This window comes from Pseudomonas sp. FP2338, from assembly GCF_030687515.1.
Taxonomy (GTDB): domain Bacteria; phylum Pseudomonadota; class Gammaproteobacteria; order Pseudomonadales; family Pseudomonadaceae; genus Aquipseudomonas; species Aquipseudomonas salomonii.
This window is the reverse complement of the sequence record NZ_CP117436.1, coordinates 4,406,413-4,424,399: the sequence shown is the minus strand read 5'-3', so window position 1 is coordinate 4,424,399 and position 17,987 is coordinate 4,406,413. Positions and strand designations below refer to the sequence as shown.

Genomic DNA, 17,987 nt, shown 5'->3' with positions numbered 1-17,987 from the left:
CATCAACTCGGGCTCATAGATAAACCGAGGTGTCTGCATCGCAGGCAAGCCAGCTCCCACATTGGATTTCCTATCGCCGTCAGACCGCGGCAAACCGCTTGTCCAAATAATCAATGATCACCTTGGAATCGTACATCCAGGTGGTCTGGCCATTCTCTTCAATACGCAGGCACGGCACTTTGATCTTGCCGCCTTGCTCCAGCAGAGTCTGGCGGTCCTGTTCGTTGTTTTTCGCGTCCTTGAGCGCCACCGGCACATTCAGGCGGTGCAGGGTGCGGCGAGTCTTCACGCAAAACGGGCAGGCGTGGAACTGGTACAGCGTCAGCTCCTTGGCCGCCGCATTCACCTGAGCCTGTTGCTCGGCGCAACGCTGCTTTTTGCGTGGGCGAGTCAGGAAGTCACCCGCGATGATGATTTGGCCGAGACCCACTCGAAGTGCTTTGACGAACATGGCTGAAACCTCTTGCCCATGAAGAAGGGGCCGCAGCTTACCTGAATTTCGCAGGCGAAAAAAAACCGGCGATGAACGCCGGCTTTTCCTTACACAGCCTGTTACTTGATCAGGCTGAGGAATTCGCTGCGGGTGGCCGCGTTTTCGCGGAACTCACCCAGCATCACCGAAGTGATCATCGACGAATTCTGTTTCTCCACACCGCGCATCATCATGCACATGTGCTTGGCTTCGATCACCACCGCCACGCCCAGGGCGCCAGTCACTTGCATCACCGCATCGGCGATCTGGCGGCTGAGGTTTTCCTGGATCTGCAGGCGGCGCGCATACATGTCGACAATCCGCGCAACCTTCGACAGGCCCAGCACTTTGCCGCTTGGGATATACGCCACATGCGCCTTGCCGATAAACGGCAGCAGGTGGTGTTCGCACAGCGAGTACAACTCGATGTCCTTGACCAACACCATTTCGCTGTTGTCGGAGCTGAACAAGGCACCGTTGGTGACTTCTTCCAGCGTCTGTTCATAGCCGCGGCAAAGGTACTGCATCGCCTTGGCGGCACGCTTTGGCGTGTCGAGCAGGCCCTCGCGGGAAACGTCCTCGCCGAGCTGGCCGAGGATCGCCGTGTAATTCTGTTCCAGGGACATGAAACTACCTGTGGGATTTTCGCAAAGCGCAAGGTTACGGTGGCGGACACATCGCTGCAAGCCTGACGATGGCACTTGTTATTCGTCACGCCCTTCCATCATGTTGCGCTTGAGCATCACATACACCGCACCGGCGCCGCCGTGGCGGGCCTGGCAGGAGGTAAAACCGAGTACCTGGGCATGCTGGCGCAGCCAGGTATTGACGTGGCTCTTGATCATGGGGCGCTTGCCGTCCAGGCGCACGGCCTTGCCGTGGGTGACGCGCACGCAGCGGATTTCGAATTTGGTCGCTTCGGCCAGGAAGGCCCAGAGGGTTTCGCGGGCTTTTTCCACGTTCATGCCGTGCAGGTCGAGGCTGCCTTCGAACGGGATCTGGCCGATCTTGAGCTTGCGCATCTGGCTTTCCTGCACGCCGTCGCGGGCCCACATCAGCTCATCTTCCGGGCCTACATCGATCACGAACTGGTCCGACAGGCCGTCCACGGTGGTGGCGTCGGTGCGTACGGTCGCGGCCTGGCGCAGCTTGGCGATCTGCGCCCGGTCGGCCTTGGGTTTGCCGGTGTCGGCACGATCATGCTTGATCGGCTTGACGCCGCGCAGCTCGTTTTTGAACAGGGAAAAATCGTCGTCTTGCATGTCAGCCTCCGCGAAGGGCGGGCAGTTTACCTAAATCGCGGCGGCCAGGGCGCAGGAAACGCTATCCAAGCGCCATCAGTCGTGCTTTTTCATCAGGTGCGAAGCGATGTTCAATGACAGTGGCTGACGCATTTTCCGACGGCTGCGACGCCACAACCACACGCCCAACCACAGCACCAGCAGCCCGATCACCAACAGGATAGCTGAGCCACCGGGGCTGGCATTCAACTCGCCAAGGGCCGGCGAGTGACCAAACAGGCCGGCGCCACCAGCGCCGGCCAACAGCAAACCTACAATGGCCAGCAACGCGGCAAAGCCGGCTACCAGGCGCAGACGCCAATTGCTCGGGCCCTTGGGGCGCAAGCGACGAGCGTCAAAACCATCGGATATCTTCATTCCGACCTTTCCTCCAGGGTATCGGCCCTTCGACCGGAAGATACACAGGTTGTTCCGACAGCAGCGGTAAATGCGCCAAATGAGAGGGCTTTGCGGATGAGCGGGGCAATAAATGCGCCGCTCATCTCAAGGGCGATCAGATCAGATCTTTGGTCAACGCGAGGGTGGCGAAGTTGTCAGCCATGATGGCCATCTCGGTGTGCTGCACGTGTTCGGCGCTCAGGATCCCACCTTTGTAAGGCAGGTCACGGGTGGCGCAGGCGTCTTCCACCAGGGTGCAGCGAAAGCCCAGGTTCTTGGCGGCACGCACCGTGGTGCTGACGCTGGAGTGGCTCATGAAACCGCAGACGATCAAGTCCAGGGAGCCGAGGTCTTGCAGGTGTTTCTCCAGGCCCGTGCCGTGGAACGCGCTCGGCAGCAATTTGCCGATGATGGTTTCATCGCCTTGGGGTTCCAGGCCAGGAATGAACTCACCGCGCTCGCCTTGCGGGTCGAACAGGCCACCGACGGTGCCAAGGTGACGCACATGCACGATCGGTCGCCCGGCGTTGCGTGCTGCCGCGACCAACTGCTTGATATTGTCGACTGCCGCGCCCATGCCGGACAGGGCGAGTGGGCCGCTGAGGTATTCCTTCTGGGCGTCGATGATCACGAGGGTCGCATGGTTCAGGTTGGCTGCTGCGTAACCGCGACCGCTGAGTTGAAACATCGTCTTTGGAACGGACATTCTGGGGGCTCCTGTGAGTGGGGCTTTTGTCACATTGTCCACTGGCTGAGCGGTTCTGTGAATCGCTACCATCGTAAGGTACGCCGTTGTTGACGTGCAGCCATGTCAAGAGGTGGGCTTGTTTAGCGCAATGATGGCAATTTGAATGAAATCCGACGGATGGTGAAGGGGTTTCGTACATCGTCGGTACAGGCGAAGGCTGTTAGAATCGCCAGTCGTTTTTTCCAGGAGCTTGCCCCCGTGATTACCTCTCGCCTGCGCACGTTGCGCGACCACATCCGTTGGGCTGTCAGCCGTTTCCATGGGGAAGACCTGTTTTTCGGGCATGGCACCGACAACGCCTGGGACGAAGCCCGGCAATTGGTGCTCGGCGCCTTGCATCTGCCATGGGAAATTGCCGACAGCTACCTGGACTGCAACCTGGAAGAAGAGGAAGTCGCCCACGTGCAGCGCTTGCTGCACAAGCGTATCCACGAGCGTGTTCCGACTGCCTACCTGTTGAAGGAAGCCTGGTTCTGCGGCATGTCGTTTATCGTCGACGAGCGCGTGTTGATCCCGCGTTCACCGATCGGCGAGTTGATCGAAAACCGCTTCGAGCCGTGGCTGGCCCAACCGCCGGCGCGCATTCTCGACCTGTGCACCGGCTCCGGTTGCATCGGCATCGCCTGTGCCTACGAGTTCCAGGACGCTGAAGTGGTGCTGGGCGACTTGTCCTTCGAAGCGCTGGAAGTGGCTAATCAGAACATTGAGCGTCATGGTGTTGATGAGCGCGTCTACACCGTGCAGGGCGACGGTTTCGACGGTCTGCCGGGCCAGCGTTTTGACTTGATCGTGTCTAACCCGCCGTATGTAGACGCTGAAGACTTCGCCGACATGCCGGACGAATACCAGCACGAACCGGAACTGGGCCTGGCCTGCGGCGACGATGGTTTGAACCTGGTGCGGCGCATGCTGGCCGAGGCCGCCGACCACCTGACCGAGAAGGGCTTGCTGATTGTTGAAGTCGGCAACAGCCAGGTGCACGTCGAAGCGCTGTACCCGGAAGTCGACTTTGCCTGGCTGGACTTCCAGCGCGGCGGGCATGGTGTGTTCATGCTGACGGCTGAGCAGTGCCGGGCGCATCAGGCGGTGTTTGCGGCGCGGGTTTAACTTCATTCCACAATAGGAACGCGGTCAGTGTGGGAGCTGGCTTGCCTGCGATGCAGACACCTCGGTACATCAGGCACACCGAGTTGATGCCATCGCAGCGGTGCGACGATTCGACAAGCCAGCTCCCACATTTTGAATACATTCCAATCTTTCAGCGGTGGGTGGCAATCCAGATCAACAACCCGGCCTGAAACACCGTAAACGCCACCAGGCAGGTAATGGTAAAGCGCAACCCACTGTCCTCGCGCTTGAACTTGGTGACCTTTTCTTCTTCCTTGCGCAGCTTCACTTCCTGCTCGGCCAGATTATGCTCGGCCTGTTGCAGCATTTGCGCCGCCTCAAGGATTTCTACGTACTGCACCTTCTCGGTGTTCCAGCTGTCCAGCACTTCACTGACTTTGCCAGGCTGCACGTTGCCTTTGAGGTGCTGCACATCGGCGTAGGCCACATCAAAACCCTGGATGCGCAGGAAGTGATCGCGGCGCAGGCGCGTGGCTTCATTGAGTGCATCCTTGTTGGCGAGGTCCACGCCGTCGACGCGGTAATGTGACCACTTCTTTTTTGCCCACGCGGCGCCCTGTGCGACCAGAAAGCGTCCCAGGCCCCGGTTGGCCGGTTCGATTTCCAGGCTGTTGCCCGGGCCGAAGTGCACACGGTGCGTTTCGTGGTCGACCCAGATATCCAGGTGATTCTGCTCGCGGCGCACACGCTGGCCCGGCAGCTGGATCACCATGCGCAACAGGCTGTGCTTCTTGTCATGGCGCTCGGTATAGCCGAACTGCACAAACCGCAGCGGCCGGGCGCCGGTGGCGCGATCGGTGGCCAGGGGCGCCAGGCGCAGCATCTTGAAGTGTTCGGCCTGGACGTCCGCCCACGGCAGTGGCGCGGCCTCGACAGCCTCGGTTTTTTCAGCCGGGTTGTCGGCAGTAGAGTCGGGTGTTGCTTCGGTGGTAGTCATGCGGCGCGATCCTGTCCAAGCCCTGCGAGTCGACAGTCTTTTTACTGTCGACTCTGGGCTTATCGGCCGTTTTATTCAGGACTGGAGGCAAATAGTCGCTTAACGGGGTTGAAGTCCGTCGATAAAGCGCACGATACGTTGGCCCAGTTCGGCGGCGAGGGGCAGTTTCGGGTCGTTGTACGACTCCAGCTGTTCCTTCACGCCCTTGGGCACGATGCGCATCACGTGGTTCATGCCTTGAATCACGCTCAGTTGTGCGTCCGGCTTGGCCGCTTGCAACTGCTGGGCATCCGCTACGCCCACCTGGATATCGTTGGTGCCCTGGATGATCAACGCCGGCATCGTCAGTTTGGCGAAGGCGGCCGATGGGTCGGCGCGAAACAGGCTGATCAGGTAAGGCTGCACGCTGGGGCGGAAGATCCCTTCAAGCGGTCGCGGCACATCGGCGTCCACCTGGCCGGCCTTGAGGTGGTCGAGGATTTCATTACTGCGCAACAACAGGGCCGGCGGCAGGTGATCGGCCAGTTGCTGGCGGATCACCTGGTCCACTGGCCGGGCACTGCCGGACAGCGAAATAACCCCGGCCGGGTCGAGTTGCGGCGCGGCCAGGGCGGCCACCAGCGCACCTTCGCTATGGCCCAGCACGATCAACCGGCCCATGCGGCGGTCGGCCTTGAGCAGCTTGCCCCAGGCTACGGCATCGGCCACATAGGCATCCAGGCTGAGGTTGCGTTCGTCGGGTGTGGCGGCCAGGCTCGCGGCCACGCCGCGTTTGTCGTAGCGCACACTGGCGATGTTGTTGCGCGCCAGCACCCAGGCCAGGCGCTTGAGGCTGTCGTTGCGCGCGCCATCGGCGCTGTTGCCATTGCGATCGGTAGGGCCGGAGCCGGCGATGATCAGCACCACGGGCACGGGTTTGTCGGATTTGGGCAGCAGGAGCGAACCAAACAACTCGCCGCTGCCGGTGTCCAGGCTGATCGGCCGTTGCAGCACAACAGGGGAGGCGGCGAAGCCAAGGCTGGAAAACAGGGTAAGGGTCAAAAGCAAAACTCGCAGCATCATCGCGCCATCATCAGGAAGGTGCCGGTTGGACCAACGTCTACCGGTAAGGTTTCGAGGATGAACTAGTCGGTTAGCCTGCGTATACTGGCCGCCTTAAGTTATTACGGTTGAGTTGATTCAACTGATTTCACGGAGCGCCCTGCATGTCCGGCAATACCTTCGGCAAGCTGTTCACTGTCACCACCGCGGGCGAAAGCCATGGCCCGGCGTTGGTCGCCATTGTCGACGGCTGCCCGCCAGGCCTCGAGTTGTCTCTGGAAGACCTGCAGCGTGACCTCGACCGCCGCAAGCCCGGCACCAGCCGCCACACCACCCAGCGCCAGGAGCCCGACGAAGTCGAGATCCTTTCCGGCGTGTTTGAAGGCCGCACCACCGGCTGCGCCATCGGCCTGTTGATTCGCAACACCGACCAGAAGTCCAAGGACTACTCGGCGATCAAGGACCTGTTTCGTCCGGCCCACGCCGACTACACCTACCACCACAAATACGGTGAGCGCGACTACCGTGGCGGTGGCCGCAGCTCGGCGCGCGAAACCGCCATGCGCGTGGCCGCAGGTGCCATCGCCAAGAAATACCTGGCCACCCAGGGCATCGTGATCCGCGGCTACATGAGCCAGTTGGGCCCGATTGAAATCCCGTTCAAGACCTGGGACAGCGTCGACGACAACGCCTTCTTCAGCCCCGACCCGGACAAGGTGCCGGAACTGGAAGCCTACATGGACCAGTTGCGCCGCGATCAGGACTCGGTGGGTGCCAGGATCACCGTGGTCGCCGAAGGCGTCAAACCCGGCCTGGGCGAGCCGATCTTCGACCGCCTCGACGCCGAACTGGCCCACGCGCTGATGAGCATCAATGCGGTCAAGGGCGTGGAAATCGGCGCCGGTTTCGCCTGTGTCGCCCAGCGCGGCACCGAGCATCGCGATGAGATGACCCCGCAAGGTTTCCTCAGCAACAACGCGGGCGGCATTCTCGGCGGCATCTCCTCCGGCCAGCCGATTGTTGCGCACCTGGCGCTCAAGGCCACGTCGAGCATTACCACGCCGGGTCGTTCGATCGATGTGCACGGCAACCCGGTGGACGTGATCACCAAGGGCCGCCACGACCCATGCGTGGGCATCCGCGCCACACCGATTGCCGAGGCAATGATGGCCATCGTGCTGATGGACCACCTGCTGCGCAACCGTGGGCAAAATGCCGATGTGCAGGTGACTACGCCGGTGTTGGGCCAGCTGTGACGGTGTGTGGCGAGCGAGCTTGCTGTGGCGAGGGAGCTTGTCGAATCGTCGCACCGTCCCGCTGGGCTGCGCAGCAGCCCCCCACAATATGACGCAAAGCCTCCCATACTGGCGCCTCTCCAGCTTCTACCTCTTCTACTTCGCCCTGCTCGGGGCGACGGCGCCGTTCCTGGCGCTGTACTTCGACCACCTGGGGTTCTCCAGCGCGCGTATCGGCGAGCTGGTGGCCATCCCCATGCTGATGCGCTGCGTGGCGCCCAACCTGTGGGGCTGGCTCGGCGACTACACCGGTCGGCGCCTGGCCATCGTGCGCTTTGGCGCGGTGTGCACCCTGGCGAGTTTCTCGCTGATCTTCTTCAGCAAAACCTACGCCTGGCTGGCCCTGGTGATGGCGTTGCATGCGTTCTTCTGGCACGCAGTGTTGCCGCAGTTTGAAGTGATCACCCTTGCGCACCTGCAAAAGCAGGCCGCACGTTACAGCCAGATCCGCCTGTGGGGCTCCATCGGTTTTATCCTCACCGTGGTGATCATGGGCCGCCTGTTCGACGGGCTGAGCCTGGACATTTACCCGGTGGTGGTCGTGGTGATCATGGCCGGCATTATTGGCGCCAGCCTGTGGGTGCCGAACGCGCAGCCCGCCGTGCAGGGCAACCGCCTGGCCGGTGACGGTTTTTTCAAGCAACTGCGCAGCCCCGGCGTACTGGCGTTTTATGCCTGCGTGGCCTTGATGCAAATGAGCCATGGCCCGTATTACACCTTCCTGACCCTGCACCTTGAACATTTGGGTTATAGCCGTGGCGTGATCGGCCTGCTGTGGGCGCTGGGCGTGGTCGCGGAGGTGCTGATGTTCCTGGCCATGAGCCGCATCCTCACGCGTTTTTCGGTGCGACGGGTGCTGCTGGCCAGTTTTGTGTTGGCGGCTATCCGCTGGTTGCTGCTGGGGTCATTCGCCGAAATCTTCTGGGTATTGCTGCTGGCGCAGGTGCTGCACGCCGCTACGTTCGCCAGCTTTCATGCGGCCGCCATTGCCTTTGTGCAACGCAGCTTCGGCGCCAGACAACAAGGCCAGGGCCAGGCGCTGTATGCCGCGCTGGCCGGCACCGGGGGCGCGTTGGGCGCCCTCTACGCCGGTTACAGCTGGAACCTGTTGGGCCCGACTCTGACCTTCAGCATCGCCAGCGTCGCCGCCCTGGCCGCTGCCATTATCATTGGCCTTCGATTGCAAGAACCGACTACAGGAACCGAGCAATGAGTTATGTCGCTGTTTACGCTGCCGCCACACCGGATACCCCGAACAAGGTCCTGACCCATTTCGACGATATCGTCTCGACGCTGGCCGACCACGGTGTGCGCTTTGCGCGCTGGCAGCCGGTGCCGATTGAGAAGGGCGCCAGTGACGCAGCTATCATCGCCGCGTACCAAGCGCAGATTGATGCCCTTGGCTACGCCGCCGTGCAAGTGCTCAGGGTGGCGGGCGACCCTCTACAGAACGCTGCACTGCGCGCACAGTTCCTCGATGAGTGCCGTTACAGCGAAGACGAGGTGCGTTTCTTCGTCGCAGGCCAGGGCCTGTTCAACCTGCACGTGGGCGACTACGTATATGCCGTGCGTTGTGAGAAAAATGACCTGCTGGTGATTCCGGCCGGCATGCCCCATTGGTTCGACATGGGCGAGAACCCGCACTTTGTCACCTTGCATTTGTTCAATACAGCTAAAGGCTGTGAGCCTCAACTCACCGGCGATGCTATTGCCGATGGTTTCCCGGGCTTGGACGACTAAGCACAGATAGTTAAATGTTCAACCCAGGCAAGTTGGAAGTTGTTGTGGGAATAAGCCTGATTATCTGTAGGGCGTAGCTGTTTCTGCTGCGCCCTGTGCCTTCAATCCATTCGTTATGTAACTCTCTGTGGACTCGATGTTTATATCACCTGTCAATAGCAGGAATCCGAAAGGTGATAGGGCATCCACTACAAAAGGAGAGAGCACAATGAGTGGCCCAGAACAGTCGTGTCGCACGCCGGTGGACGCGCCGATGACCGTTAGAAGACGTCTGAGCCTGGGCGGCAAGCCCCTCACCCCGACAGAGCTGGAAATTTTGCGCTGGGCCTCGGAAGGCAAGACCGTCTGGGAAATCAGTCAGATCCGGGCAACCTCTGAAGCCACGGTGAAATTCCATCTGCGCAATATCTACGGCAAGCTGGAAGTCACCAACCGCGTACAGGCGATGAATGAGGCCAGCCGACAAGGCTTGTGCTGAAGCCACACAAAAAAGGGCCGCGACGCCTATCAGCGTCGCGGCCCTTTTTGGTTATCGGTGGTTTATGCCGAATGGTAGGTCGGCAGGGCAAAGCGGTTCTGGCTTTGCAGCATCGAAATCTGTGGCAGTTCACTGGCTTGTTCGGCCAGGTCGCGGCGGATCGCGCTGATCACCCAGGTCAGTTGGTCAGCGGTGTGCAGCTGTTGATACGAGATCGAACGCTTGACCTGTTTGCCTTCGCTGTTGCGCAGGGTCAGCAGGATACCGCCGTCTGGACGTGGCTGAGTGGTGACGTCGTATTGGGAGAATACAGAAGCGAATTTATCTTGGATCAGGCTCATGTCTATCAGCTCCGTTGGCTCAAGTTGGCAAGCATGGAGAGATAGGTGCAGTGATTGTGCCAGTATTGGATATCTGAAAAAATCGTTATAAATCAATCAGTTAAAAATTTTACAGATTTTCGGTTTCGTGCAATTTGCATGAATGGCCATCGTGCATCCTGCATTTTGCGTTATTCGCGCCAGCTGTTTCAGGTCAGCCTCGAGGATAAAGACCGCCTCGGCTGGGCAAAATTCCTTTTCGGTGGAGGCCGACTCGGGATACAAAACTTTTCAAATCCCGCATGTACAGTCAAAGAATGGCAGGCGTATTTTCCTGCATGGCATTCGGCATCTGCCTACTGGGCTGCCGCTGTCCCTGGATCATACGAAGAATAAGAAAAAGGATGTTGCGCCATGAGCCATCAACAAGACGACATGATCACGTGGGGCAAGCTCTTGCGTAAGGTGCCTGCGATTGTTCGCGCCCTGCCACGCGTGGTGCGCGGCATGCGCGCCGCGAATGTCACCGACCCCGCGCAGCCTTGCGGCCTCGGTTGGCACTTTGAACAGGCTGCGTTGCGCAACCCCGACGGCGCGGCGTTGTTGTATGGCGACAGCGTGCTCAGCTACCGCGAAGCCAACCAGCGCGCCAATCGTATCGCGCATTACCTGCACGAGCAGGGCATCGGCAAGGGTGATGTGGTCGCGCTGTTTATTGAAAATCGCCCGGAGCTGCTCCTCAGCGTGCTGGCCGTGGCCAAGCTGGGGGGCATCTGCGCCATGCTCAACACCGCGCAAACCCAGGCGGCGCTGGTGCACAGCCTGAACCTGGTGAACCCGGTGGCGATCGTGGCAGGCGCGGAATTGCTCGACGCCTATGCGGCGGTGCGCGATCAAGTGTCGATTGCGGCTGAACGCAGCTGGTGTGTGGCGGATCAATCCTCAACCGTGGTGCCGCAAGGCTACACCGACCTGCTGGCCGCCAGCGCCGACAGCCCACTGGACAACCCTGCCAGCAGCAGGCACATCTTCTTCAACGACCCGTGCTTCTATATCTACACCTCCGGCACCACCGGTTTGCCCAAGGCCGGCATCATGAAACACGGGCGCTGGACCAAGACCGCGGTGAGTTTCGGCAGCATCGCCCTGGACATGGGGCCGCAAGACGTCCTGTATTGCACCTTGCCGCTGTACCACGCCACCGGCCTGTGTGTGTGCTGGGGCTCGGCGATTATCGGCGCGTCGGGCTTCGCCATCCGGCGTAAATTCAGCGCCAGCCAGTTCTGGGACGATGCGCGCAAATTCAACGCAACCACCCTGGGGTACGTCGGTGAACTGTGCCGCTACCTGCTGGATCAGCCGGCCAGTGCGCAGGATCGCGACAATAAAGTCACCAAGATGGTCGGCAATGGCCTGCGCCCCGGTGTCTGGGCGCAGTTCAAGCAGCGTTATGGCGTGGAGCACATCTGCGAGCTGTATGCGGCCAGCGACGGCAACATCGGGTTTACCAATGTGCTGAACTTCGACAACACCATCGGCTTTTGCCTGCAGCATTGGGCGCTGGTGGAGTACTCCCACGAAACCGGCGAGCCGTTGCGGGGCAGCGACGGTTTCCTGCGCAAGGTGCAAACCGGCGGGCAGGGCTTGCTGCTGGCGAGGATCGATGAAAAGTCGCCGTTCGATGGCTACACCGACCCGGAAAAGAACCGCAAGGTGGTGCTCACGGACGTGTTCGAGAAGGGCGACCGCTACTTCAATACCGGCGACCTGTTGCGCAGTATTGGCTTTGGCCATGCGCAATTTGTCGACAGGCTGGGCGATACCTACCGTTGGAAGGGCGAAAACGTCTCCACCACCGAAGTGGAAAACGTGCTGTTGCAGCACCCGCAGATCGCCGAAGTGGTGGCCTATGGCGTCGAGATCGAAAACACCAATGGCCGCGCCGGCATGGTTGCCATCACCCCCAGCGAATCCTTGGCAGCCCTGGACATGCGCGAGCTGCTGCAGTTTGCCCACGGCCAGTTGCCGCACTATGCGGTGCCGTTGTTTTTGCGCATCAAGGTCAAGATGGAAACCACCGGCACCTTCAAATACCAGAAGGTCAAGCTCAAGGAGGAAGCCTTCGACCCGGACAAGGCCGGTAACGACCCGGTGTTCGCGTGGCTGCCGGGTTCCGACAGTTATGTACCGGTCACCGGGCAATTGCTGGCGCAGATTCAGGGCGGGCAGTTCCGTTATTGATTCTGGCTATGAATGCTTTTGACAAAAAAGCCATGACAGCGGGGAACTCCCTCGCGACACTGGGCGCCTTATACACATTCCCAGACAAGGAGTTCCCTGCATGTCAGACCAGCCCAAACAAATGACCGACGATGAAGCCGCCGAATTCGCCGAACAGGTTTTCGACGTGGCCCGCAAGGGCGATGCGGCGATGCTGGCTGCGCTGCTGGCCAAAGGTTTGCCGGCCAATTTTCGTAATCACAATGGTGACACCTTGCTGATGCTCGCGGCCTATCACGGCCATGTCGAGGCGGTAAAAGTGTTGCTCGAGTTCAAGGCCGATCCGCTGATTGCCAACGATAAGAACCAACTGCCGATTGCCGGCGCCGCGTTCAAAGGCGACTTGGCGGTGGTTAAGGCGCTGATCGAAGGCGGCGTGCCGGTGGATGCCTCATCTTCGGACGGGCGTACGGCGCTGATGCTGGCCGCGATGTTCAACCGCGTTGAAATGGTCGACTACCTGCTCGCTCAAGGCGCCAATCCCAAGGCCACCGATGCCCAGGGCGCGACTGCGCTGGCGGCGGCGCACACCATGGGCGCGGCGGATACGGCGGCGCAGTTGCAGAAACTGGTGTAGGCTACGCGCCCTCAAAAACCAGCTGCCACAGGACCTTCCCATGTACACCGCCCTCGTCGAACTTATCAGTAAAATCAGCGCCGGCGTCATGGGCGAGGAAGAGGTGGTACGCATCGCCACAGAAGCCGCCCAGGCCTACGCGGACCCGGCGGCGTTTCTGACGGCGAACCCGGATATCAACTACGACGATACTTTCCCTATCCCTTTGGGTGAGTGGGTAGTCGTTGGCAGCCTGCCGGACACGGTGCTGTTCCAGGCCGACACCTATGGCGATTTGTTCGCACAGATCGTCGCCTCGTTCGGCCCCGGCGTGGCGTTCAACCTCAAGCCCAAGCAGTTGGCCAAGACCGAGGATCTCGTCGCGCTGAATCGCATTCAGATCCAGATGAGCGCGTTGAGCCCAGAGGATGGTGGCTATGTGCTGCTTAACTTCAGCCAATTGCTTGATGACGAGATCCAGGCGGTGCTGGTGTATGGCAATGACCTGCCGCGCGTGCTGCAGCTGTGCGCCGAAGTCGGGATCAAGGCCGAGCCGTCGCTGGAAGCCTTGAAAGTCGCCGTCCACGTCTGAAATAAAACGGAACCCCTGCCAGGGCTGACTATCCTACAAGTGCATGCCCTCACTTAGGAGCGACACCATGGGTTCCACTTTCAACGGTCTTATCGGCCTGATCATCCTGGCGCTGGATATCTGGGCGATCATCAACGTGTTCAAAAGTGGCGCCAGCACCGGCGCTAAAGTGCTGTGGATCCTGCTGATCCTGTTGCTGCCGGTACTGGGCCTGATCATCTGGGCGATTGCCGGGCCGCGCGGTAACGTGCGGATCTGATCGTTCACTTAATTTGTGGTGAGCACCATCCCTGTGGGAGCGGGCTTGCCCGCGATGGCGGTGTATCAGTATCAGATGTTTTGACTGACACACTGCAATCGCGGGCAAGCCCGCTCCCACATTGGTTTTCAGCGTACTCAAGATTTTGTGTGTCGAAACTATTCGCTGCACACAATTTTCACATCTTTTCCAAGACAATTCGGCGGTTTTACGGCTCTGCCACGGCTCTAACTCGGGTGCCATTAAAGGCAGGTCCCGGGCGCACGTTCAGTAATTAATAGCGTTGATGCCGTTGATCGGGCACCATTTGCGCCACCGCGTTAACCGCCTACCCCAGCCAGCCTGGGCGAGGGTCGGACGCCACTGCATTATTTCGAAACTTAAACTTCCAATGGGTCCTAGAACGACATGGCAAACCCGGACGCCCTGAGTCAGCAGCGAGCTTCTAATCGCTTGCTGCAACCGACCGTCAAATCCCATCTGGCATACACGCTGCTTTGCGCGCTGGTCATGATGGTGATGTTCTCCCTGCTGCGCCTGGCGCTGCTGGTCTACAACCGCGAGATGATCCTCGACACGCCGGCCTCGACCTTCCTCGAAGCCTTCCTCAACGGCACGCGCTTCGACATCCGCTTTGTGATGTATGCGCTGGTTCCGCTGCTGCTGGCGTTGTTCAGCGTACGGGCCATGGCAGCGCGCGGGTTCTTCCGTTTTTGGCTGACCGTGGTGTCCAGCATTGCCCTGTTCCTGGGCCTGATGGAGATGGACTTCTACCGCGAATTCCACCAACGCCTCAACGGCCTGGTGTTCCAGTACGTGAAGGAAGACCCGAAAACCGTGATGAGCATGCTCTGGTACGGTTTCCCGGTGGTGCGCTACCTGCTGGCCTGGGCCGTGGGCACGCTGATCCTGAGCATCGCTTTCAAGGGTGCCGACCGCGCGACGCGCCCACGTGGCCCGTTCAGCGGCGGCACCGTCGGCACGCGCCAGGTGGCGCCGTGGTACAGCCGCATTGCGGTGTTTGTGGTGTGCCTGCTGATCGCCGTGGTCGCCATTCGTGGCACCTTGCGCCAGGGCCCACCGCTGCGCTGGGGTGACGTCTACACCACCGACTCCAACTTCGCCAACCAGTTGGGCTTGAACGGCACGCTGTCGTTGATCGCTGCGGCCAAGTCGCGTTTCTCCGAAGAGCGCTCGAATATCTGGAAAGCCACGCTGGACCAACCGCTGGCTACCCAGACCGTGCGCGACATGCTGGTGTTGCCGCAAGAGAAACTGGTGGATACCGACACCGCCGCCGTGCGCCGTGACTACACGCCACCGGCCGAGAAAACCCTGCCGATCAAGAACGTCGTGGTGATCCTGATGGAAAGCTTCGCCGGTCACTCGGTCGGCGCACTGGGTCGCCCGGGCAACATCACGCCGTACTTTGACAAACTGTCCAAGGAAGGTTTGCTGTTCGACCGTTTCTTCTCCAACGGCACCCACACCCACCAGGGCATGTTCGCCACCATGGCGTGCTTCCCGAACCTGCCGGGCTTCGAATACCTGATGCAGACCCCGGAAGGCAGCCACAAGCTGTCGGGCCTGCCGCAGTTGCTCAGCGCGCGCAAATTTGACGACGTGTATGTCTACAACGGCGATTTCGCCTGGGACAACCAGTCGGGTTTCTTCAGCAACCAGGGCATGACCAACTTTATCGGGCGCAACGACTTCGTTAACCCGGTGTTCTCCGACCCGACGTGGGGCGTGTCCGACCAGGACATGTTCAACCGTGGCCTGGAAGAGTTGAAGGCCCGCGAAGGCGGCAAGCCGTTCTACGCCCTGCTGCAAACCCTGTCCAACCACACGCCGTATGCGTTGCCGACGCCATTGCCGGTCGAAAAAGTCACCGACCGTGGCAGCCTCAACGAGCATTTGACGGCCATGCGTTACTCCGACTGGGCCCTGGGCCAGTTCTTTGAAAAGGCGCGTAAAGAGCCGTACTTCAAGGAAACCCTGTTCGTGATCGTGGGTGACCACGGTTTTGGTAATGAACAGCAGATCACCGAGATGGACCTGGGCCGCTTCAACGTACCGATGCTGATGATTGCACCGGGCATGCAGGAAAAGTTCGGCGAGCGTGACCACACCGTGGGCACCCAGATCGACATCGTGCCGACCATCATGGGCCGCCTCGGTGGCGACACCTTGCACCAGTGCTGGGGCCGCGACTTGTTGAACCTGCCGGAAGGCGACAAGGGCTTTGGCGTGATCAAGCCGTCGGGTAGCGACCAGACCGTCGCCCTGGTCACTGCGGACCGCATCCTGGTACTGCCTAAAGAGATGCCGCCGAAACTGTGGGAATACGAGCTGGGCGCTAACCCGACCGGTAAGGTGATTCCTGAATCGGCGGACGAAGCCGCGCTGAAGCAGAAACTTGAGTCGTTCCTGCAGACCGCCACCAAGAGCCTGTTGGATAACACCGCCGGTGTGATCGACGGCAAGCCGGACTAATAATCCGGGCATAAAAAAAGAGGCCTTCTAAAAGGCCTCTTTTTTTGTCCGGATTTTATATCCGGCCGAGCAACAACAGCACTACCAGCACCACCAGCACCACACCGAGAATACCCGACGGGCCATAGCCCCAGTTTCGTGAGTGCGGGAACACCGGCAGGCCGCCGACCAGCAGCAGGATCAGGATAATGATCAGAATCAGGCTCATGTTTTTTTCCTTGTGGGCCTTCTGAAAAGACCGGTTGTTTATCGACAGGCCCGTGGGTTTATTTACGGACGCCTTAATAACTCCGACTGCGCTGTTGTGCAGAAAATTCCATAGTTTCTTAAAGCATTTCGCAAACAGGCTTATTTCTTTTAATACGTTCGCAATGCCGTGCACTTAGTTGAAAAAGATTGAACTTACGCTATAAGCCGCGCTGCTACCCGGCCGGCGGTTTGCCTGAGGCATTCATCAATTGGATGGTGCGTGGTTGCAGGAAAAACCTTCGCTACACTGCCGATCACTTCTTCCGTGAACTACAAGGCTACTACCTATGCAAAATCGCATGATGATCACTGGCGCCGGGTCCGGCCTGGGTCGCGAAATCGCGCTGCGCTGGGCGCGCGAGGGTTGGCAGTTGGCCTTGTCGGACGTCAGCGAGCCCGGCTTGCAGGAAACCCTCAAGCGGGTACGCGAGGCCGGTGGCGATGGTTTTATCCAGCGCTGCGACGTGCGTGACTACAGCCAGCTCACCGCCTTTGCCCAGGCATGCGAAGTGAAGCTGGGCGGCATTGATGTGATCGTCAACAATGCGGGTGTCGCCTCGGGTGGGTTCTTTGCCGAGTTGTCCCTGGAAGATTGGGACTGGCAAATTGCGATCAACTTGATGGGCGTGGTCAAGGGCTGCAAGGCGTTCCTGCCGCTGCTGGAAAAGAGCAAGGGCCGGATTATCAACATCGCCTCGATGGCTGCGCTGATGCAGGGGCCGGCGATGAGCAACTACAACGTGGCCAAGGCCGGCGTGGTGGCGTTGTCGGAGAGTTTGCTGGTGGAACTCAAGCAGCAGGAAGTCGGTGTGCATGTGGTGTGCCCGTCGTTTTTCCAGACCAACCTGCTGGATTCATTCCGTGGGCCAACGCCTGCGATGAAGGCGCAGGTCGGCAAGTTGCTGGAGAGTTCACCGATTTCGGCGGCGGATATTGCCGATTACATTTATCAGCGGGTGGCAGAAGGGGAGTTCATGATTTTGCCCCACGAGCAGGGGCGGATGGCGTGGGCGTTGAAGCAAAAGAACCCGCAGTTGCTGTATGACGAGATGACGCTGATGGCCGACAAGATGCGCGCCAAGGCGCAGGCGGTAAAAGGATAAGCCAGGGCTGGTGCTGTCACTGTAGGGGCTTGTCTGTCAGTAAAATTACCGGGCTGAGTAGGCCTTGCCTGATTTTGCCGCAAGCCATTGCTGCGCCAAATCCAATCACGCATGGTCAAGGTCCTGTCACTCCAAAAGGACAACCGCCATGCTGGTTTTAAGCCGCGCTGTAGGCGAAATCATCTCCATCGGCGATGACATCGCCCTGCACATTCTCGAACTCAACGGTACTCAAGTGAAATTCGGCATCGCCGCCCCGGCGGGTGTGAATGTCCATCGGGCCGAGGTGTATCAGAAGATCCTCGAACGCCAGGCCGCAGAAACCCACGCCGTACCCAACCGCTGAAACCTGCTCAGTCAAACAGATGCTTGGGCACGTCGTGCTTGAGCATCAACTGACATTGCTCGCTTTCCGGGTCGAACACAATCAGGGCCTGGCCCTTGGTCAAGGCATGGCGCACGCGCAGTACCCGGGTTTCCAGGGGCGTGTCGTCGCCGTTGTCGGTGCCGTCGCGGGTGACGAAGTCTTCGATGAGGCGGGTCAGGGTGTCGACTTCAAGTGCGTCGTAGGGAATCAGCATACAAGCCTCGGAGGTAGGAACCCGGCGATGCTA

At 59.9% G+C, this 17,987-nt stretch carries 22 protein-coding genes; 12 read left to right on the top strand and 10 right to left on the bottom strand.

Annotated features, from left to right (window positions below):
* Positions 1 to 79: 79 nt before the first annotated feature.
* The 5 genes from PSH96_RS19945 to PSH96_RS19925 all read right to left on the bottom strand — a co-directional run bounded on the left by PSH96_RS19945 (position 80) and on the right by PSH96_RS19925 (position 2,857).
* The gene (locus tag PSH96_RS19945) at positions 80 to 451 is read right to left on the bottom strand and encodes a glutathione S-transferase N-terminal domain-containing protein (RefSeq protein ID WP_305454538.1); all 372 of its coding nucleotides are present in this window, start codon (positions 449 to 451) and stop codon (positions 80 to 82) included.
* Between the two features lie 101 nt (positions 452 to 552).
* Positions 553 to 1,098, bottom strand: a complete 546-nt coding sequence (gene folE, locus PSH96_RS19940) for a GTP cyclohydrolase I FolE (protein WP_003442011.1) — start codon at positions 1,096 to 1,098, stop codon at positions 553 to 555.
* Positions 1,099 to 1,176: 78 nt separating this feature from the next.
* The gene (locus PSH96_RS19935; protein WP_305454536.1) at positions 1,177 to 1,734 is read right to left on the bottom strand and encodes a Smr/MutS family protein; all 558 of its coding nucleotides are present in this window, start codon (positions 1,732 to 1,734) and stop codon (positions 1,177 to 1,179) included.
* A 75-nt stretch (positions 1,735 to 1,809) separates the two neighbouring features.
* A complete protein-coding gene (locus tag PSH96_RS19930) occupies positions 1,810 to 2,130 on the bottom strand; it encodes a hypothetical protein (RefSeq protein WP_056861118.1) in 321 nt (106 codons plus the stop codon).
* A gap of 136 nt (positions 2,131 to 2,266) precedes the next feature.
* Entirely contained in the window at positions 2,267 to 2,857 is a 591-nt protein-coding gene (locus PSH96_RS19925; RefSeq protein WP_305454533.1) for a cysteine hydrolase family protein, read from the bottom strand.
* 240 nt (positions 2,858 to 3,097) lie between these two features.
* Here PSH96_RS19925 and prmB point away from each other — a divergent pair, with 240 nt between their 5' ends.
* Positions 3,098 to 4,006 (top strand): 50S ribosomal protein L3 N(5)-glutamine methyltransferase, encoded by a 909-nt coding sequence (gene prmB / locus PSH96_RS19920; RefSeq protein ID WP_058420625.1) that lies wholly within the window; start codon positions 3,098 to 3,100, stop codon positions 4,004 to 4,006.
* A 151-nt stretch (positions 4,007 to 4,157) separates the two neighbouring features.
* Here the strand turns inward: prmB and PSH96_RS19915 are convergent, their stop codons facing one another.
* Together PSH96_RS19915 and PSH96_RS19910 are read right to left on the bottom strand one after the other, a co-directional pair.
* Entirely contained in the window at positions 4,158 to 4,964 is an 807-nt protein-coding gene (locus PSH96_RS19915) for a hypothetical protein (protein ID WP_305454530.1), read from the bottom strand.
* A 99-nt stretch (positions 4,965 to 5,063) separates the two neighbouring features.
* Positions 5,064 to 6,026: an alpha/beta hydrolase gene (locus tag PSH96_RS19910; protein ID WP_305454527.1), complete on the bottom strand. Its 963-nt coding sequence runs from the start codon at positions 6,024 to 6,026 to the stop codon at positions 5,064 to 5,066.
* Between the two features lie 143 nt (positions 6,027 to 6,169).
* Here PSH96_RS19910 and aroC point away from each other — a divergent pair, with 143 nt between their 5' ends.
* From aroC to PSH96_RS19890, 4 genes are all read left to right on the top strand, one after another.
* A complete protein-coding gene (gene aroC / locus PSH96_RS19905) occupies positions 6,170 to 7,261 on the top strand; it encodes a chorismate synthase (RefSeq protein ID WP_305454526.1) in 1,092 nt (363 codons plus the stop codon).
* Between the two features lie 88 nt (positions 7,262 to 7,349).
* Complete coding sequence (locus PSH96_RS19900; protein ID WP_305454524.1) at positions 7,350 to 8,513, top strand: MFS transporter; 1,164 nt, start codon at positions 7,350 to 7,352, stop codon at positions 8,511 to 8,513.
* Entirely contained in the window at positions 8,510 to 9,040 is a 531-nt protein-coding gene (locus PSH96_RS19895) for an acireductone dioxygenase (RefSeq protein WP_305454522.1), read from the top strand. The genes PSH96_RS19900 and PSH96_RS19895 overlap by 4 nt, the downstream gene beginning before the upstream one ends.
* Positions 9,041 to 9,248: 208 nt before the next feature.
* Entirely contained in the window at positions 9,249 to 9,518 is a 270-nt protein-coding gene (locus tag PSH96_RS19890) for a response regulator transcription factor (protein WP_017137824.1), read from the top strand.
* Between the two features lie 62 nt (positions 9,519 to 9,580).
* Here the strand turns inward: PSH96_RS19890 and PSH96_RS19885 are convergent, their stop codons facing one another.
* Positions 9,581 to 9,859, bottom strand: a complete 279-nt coding sequence (locus PSH96_RS19885; protein ID WP_016970113.1) for a DUF3509 domain-containing protein — start codon at positions 9,857 to 9,859, stop codon at positions 9,581 to 9,583.
* 393 nt (positions 9,860 to 10,252) lie between these two features.
* Between PSH96_RS19885 and PSH96_RS19880 the strand changes: the two genes are divergently transcribed.
* The 5 genes from PSH96_RS19880 (at position 10,253) to PSH96_RS19860 (ending at position 16,021) form a co-directional block, all read left to right on the top strand.
* Positions 10,253 to 12,079, top strand: coding sequence for a long-chain-acyl-CoA synthetase (locus tag PSH96_RS19880; protein ID WP_305454521.1), 1,827 nt, complete (start codon positions 10,253 to 10,255; stop codon positions 12,077 to 12,079).
* 100 nt (positions 12,080 to 12,179) lie between these two features.
* Entirely contained in the window at positions 12,180 to 12,695 is a 516-nt protein-coding gene (locus PSH96_RS19875; RefSeq protein WP_305454519.1) for an ankyrin repeat domain-containing protein, read from the top strand.
* Positions 12,696 to 12,735: 40 nt separating this feature from the next.
* The gene (locus tag PSH96_RS19870) at positions 12,736 to 13,266 is read left to right on the top strand and encodes a hypothetical protein (protein ID WP_305454517.1); all 531 of its coding nucleotides are present in this window, start codon (positions 12,736 to 12,738) and stop codon (positions 13,264 to 13,266) included.
* A gap of 67 nt (positions 13,267 to 13,333) precedes the next feature.
* Positions 13,334 to 13,525 carry a PLDc N-terminal domain-containing protein gene (locus PSH96_RS19865; protein WP_003172956.1) on the top strand — a complete coding sequence of 64 codons (192 nt, stop codon included), beginning with the start codon at positions 13,334 to 13,336 and terminating at the stop codon, positions 13,523 to 13,525.
* A 408-nt stretch (positions 13,526 to 13,933) separates the two neighbouring features.
* Positions 13,934 to 16,021 carry an LTA synthase family protein gene (locus tag PSH96_RS19860; protein ID WP_305454515.1) on the top strand — a complete coding sequence of 696 codons (2,088 nt, stop codon included), beginning with the start codon at positions 13,934 to 13,936 and terminating at the stop codon, positions 16,019 to 16,021.
* Positions 16,022 to 16,076: 55 nt separating this feature from the next.
* Here the strand turns inward: PSH96_RS19860 and PSH96_RS19855 are convergent, their stop codons facing one another.
* Positions 16,077 to 16,229, bottom strand: a complete 153-nt coding sequence (locus PSH96_RS19855; RefSeq protein ID WP_003236711.1) for a DUF3309 family protein — start codon at positions 16,227 to 16,229, stop codon at positions 16,077 to 16,079.
* Positions 16,230 to 16,557: 328 nt separating this feature from the next.
* On the opposite strand from PSH96_RS19855, the gene PSH96_RS19850 reads away from it, so the two are divergent.
* Both PSH96_RS19850 and csrA read left to right on the top strand, forming a co-directional pair.
* A complete protein-coding gene (locus tag PSH96_RS19850; RefSeq protein WP_305454512.1) occupies positions 16,558 to 17,373 on the top strand; it encodes an SDR family oxidoreductase in 816 nt (271 codons plus the stop codon).
* A 148-nt stretch (positions 17,374 to 17,521) separates the two neighbouring features.
* Complete coding sequence (csrA, locus tag PSH96_RS19845; protein WP_056861131.1) at positions 17,522 to 17,719, top strand: carbon storage regulator CsrA; 198 nt, start codon at positions 17,522 to 17,524, stop codon at positions 17,717 to 17,719.
* A 7-nt stretch (positions 17,720 to 17,726) separates the two neighbouring features.
* Here csrA and PSH96_RS19840 read toward each other — a convergent pair whose 3' ends face one another.
* Complete coding sequence (locus tag PSH96_RS19840) at positions 17,727 to 17,954, bottom strand: YheU family protein (protein WP_056861132.1); 228 nt, start codon at positions 17,952 to 17,954, stop codon at positions 17,727 to 17,729.
* Positions 17,955 to 17,987 lie beyond the last annotated feature (33 nt).

Bases quoted from the DNA above. Each gene is read 5' to 3' on its own strand.
- PSH96_RS19865 (WP_003172956.1), top strand. From the start codon at position 13,334: ATGGGTTCCACTTTCAACGGTCTTATCGGCCTGATCATCCTGGCGCTG.
- PSH96_RS19935 (WP_305454536.1), bottom strand. From the start codon at position 1,734: ATGCAAGACGACGATTTTTCCCTGTTCAAAAACGAGCTGCGCGGCGTC.
- PSH96_RS19915 (WP_305454530.1), bottom strand. From the start codon at position 4,964: ATGACTACCACCGAAGCAACACCCGACTCTACTGCCGACAACCCGGCT.
- PSH96_RS19930 (WP_056861118.1), bottom strand. From the start codon at position 2,130: ATGAAGATATCCGATGGTTTTGACGCTCGTCGCTTGCGCCCCAAGGGC.
- PSH96_RS19890 (WP_017137824.1), top strand. From the start codon at position 9,249: ATGAGTGGCCCAGAACAGTCGTGTCGCACGCCGGTGGACGCGCCGATG.
- PSH96_RS19860 (WP_305454515.1), top strand. From the start codon at position 13,934: ATGGCAAACCCGGACGCCCTGAGTCAGCAGCGAGCTTCTAATCGCTTG.
- PSH96_RS19945 (WP_305454538.1), bottom strand. From the start codon at position 451: ATGTTCGTCAAAGCACTTCGAGTGGGTCTCGGCCAAATCATCATCGCG.
- PSH96_RS19855 (WP_003236711.1), bottom strand. From the start codon at position 16,229: ATGAGCCTGATTCTGATCATTATCCTGATCCTGCTGCTGGTCGGCGGC.
- PSH96_RS19880 (WP_305454521.1), top strand. From the start codon at position 10,253: ATGAGCCATCAACAAGACGACATGATCACGTGGGGCAAGCTCTTGCGT.
- aroC (WP_305454526.1), top strand. From the start codon at position 6,170: ATGTCCGGCAATACCTTCGGCAAGCTGTTCACTGTCACCACCGCGGGC.
- PSH96_RS19895 (WP_305454522.1), top strand. From the start codon at position 8,510: ATGAGTTATGTCGCTGTTTACGCTGCCGCCACACCGGATACCCCGAAC.
- PSH96_RS19925 (WP_305454533.1), bottom strand. From the start codon at position 2,857: ATGTCCGTTCCAAAGACGATGTTTCAACTCAGCGGTCGCGGTTACGCA.
- PSH96_RS19850 (WP_305454512.1), top strand. From the start codon at position 16,558: ATGCAAAATCGCATGATGATCACTGGCGCCGGGTCCGGCCTGGGTCGC.
- folE (WP_003442011.1), bottom strand. From the start codon at position 1,098: ATGTCCCTGGAACAGAATTACACGGCGATCCTCGGCCAGCTCGGCGAG.
- csrA (WP_056861131.1), top strand. From the start codon at position 17,522: ATGCTGGTTTTAAGCCGCGCTGTAGGCGAAATCATCTCCATCGGCGAT.
- PSH96_RS19900 (WP_305454524.1), top strand. From the start codon at position 7,350: ATGACGCAAAGCCTCCCATACTGGCGCCTCTCCAGCTTCTACCTCTTC.
- PSH96_RS19885 (WP_016970113.1), bottom strand. From the start codon at position 9,859: ATGAGCCTGATCCAAGATAAATTCGCTTCTGTATTCTCCCAATACGAC.
- PSH96_RS19875 (WP_305454519.1), top strand. From the start codon at position 12,180: ATGTCAGACCAGCCCAAACAAATGACCGACGATGAAGCCGCCGAATTC.
- PSH96_RS19840 (WP_056861132.1), bottom strand. From the start codon at position 17,954: ATGCTGATTCCCTACGACGCACTTGAAGTCGACACCCTGACCCGCCTC.
- PSH96_RS19870 (WP_305454517.1), top strand. From the start codon at position 12,736: ATGTACACCGCCCTCGTCGAACTTATCAGTAAAATCAGCGCCGGCGTC.
- PSH96_RS19910 (WP_305454527.1), bottom strand. From the start codon at position 6,026: ATGATGCTGCGAGTTTTGCTTTTGACCCTTACCCTGTTTTCCAGCCTT.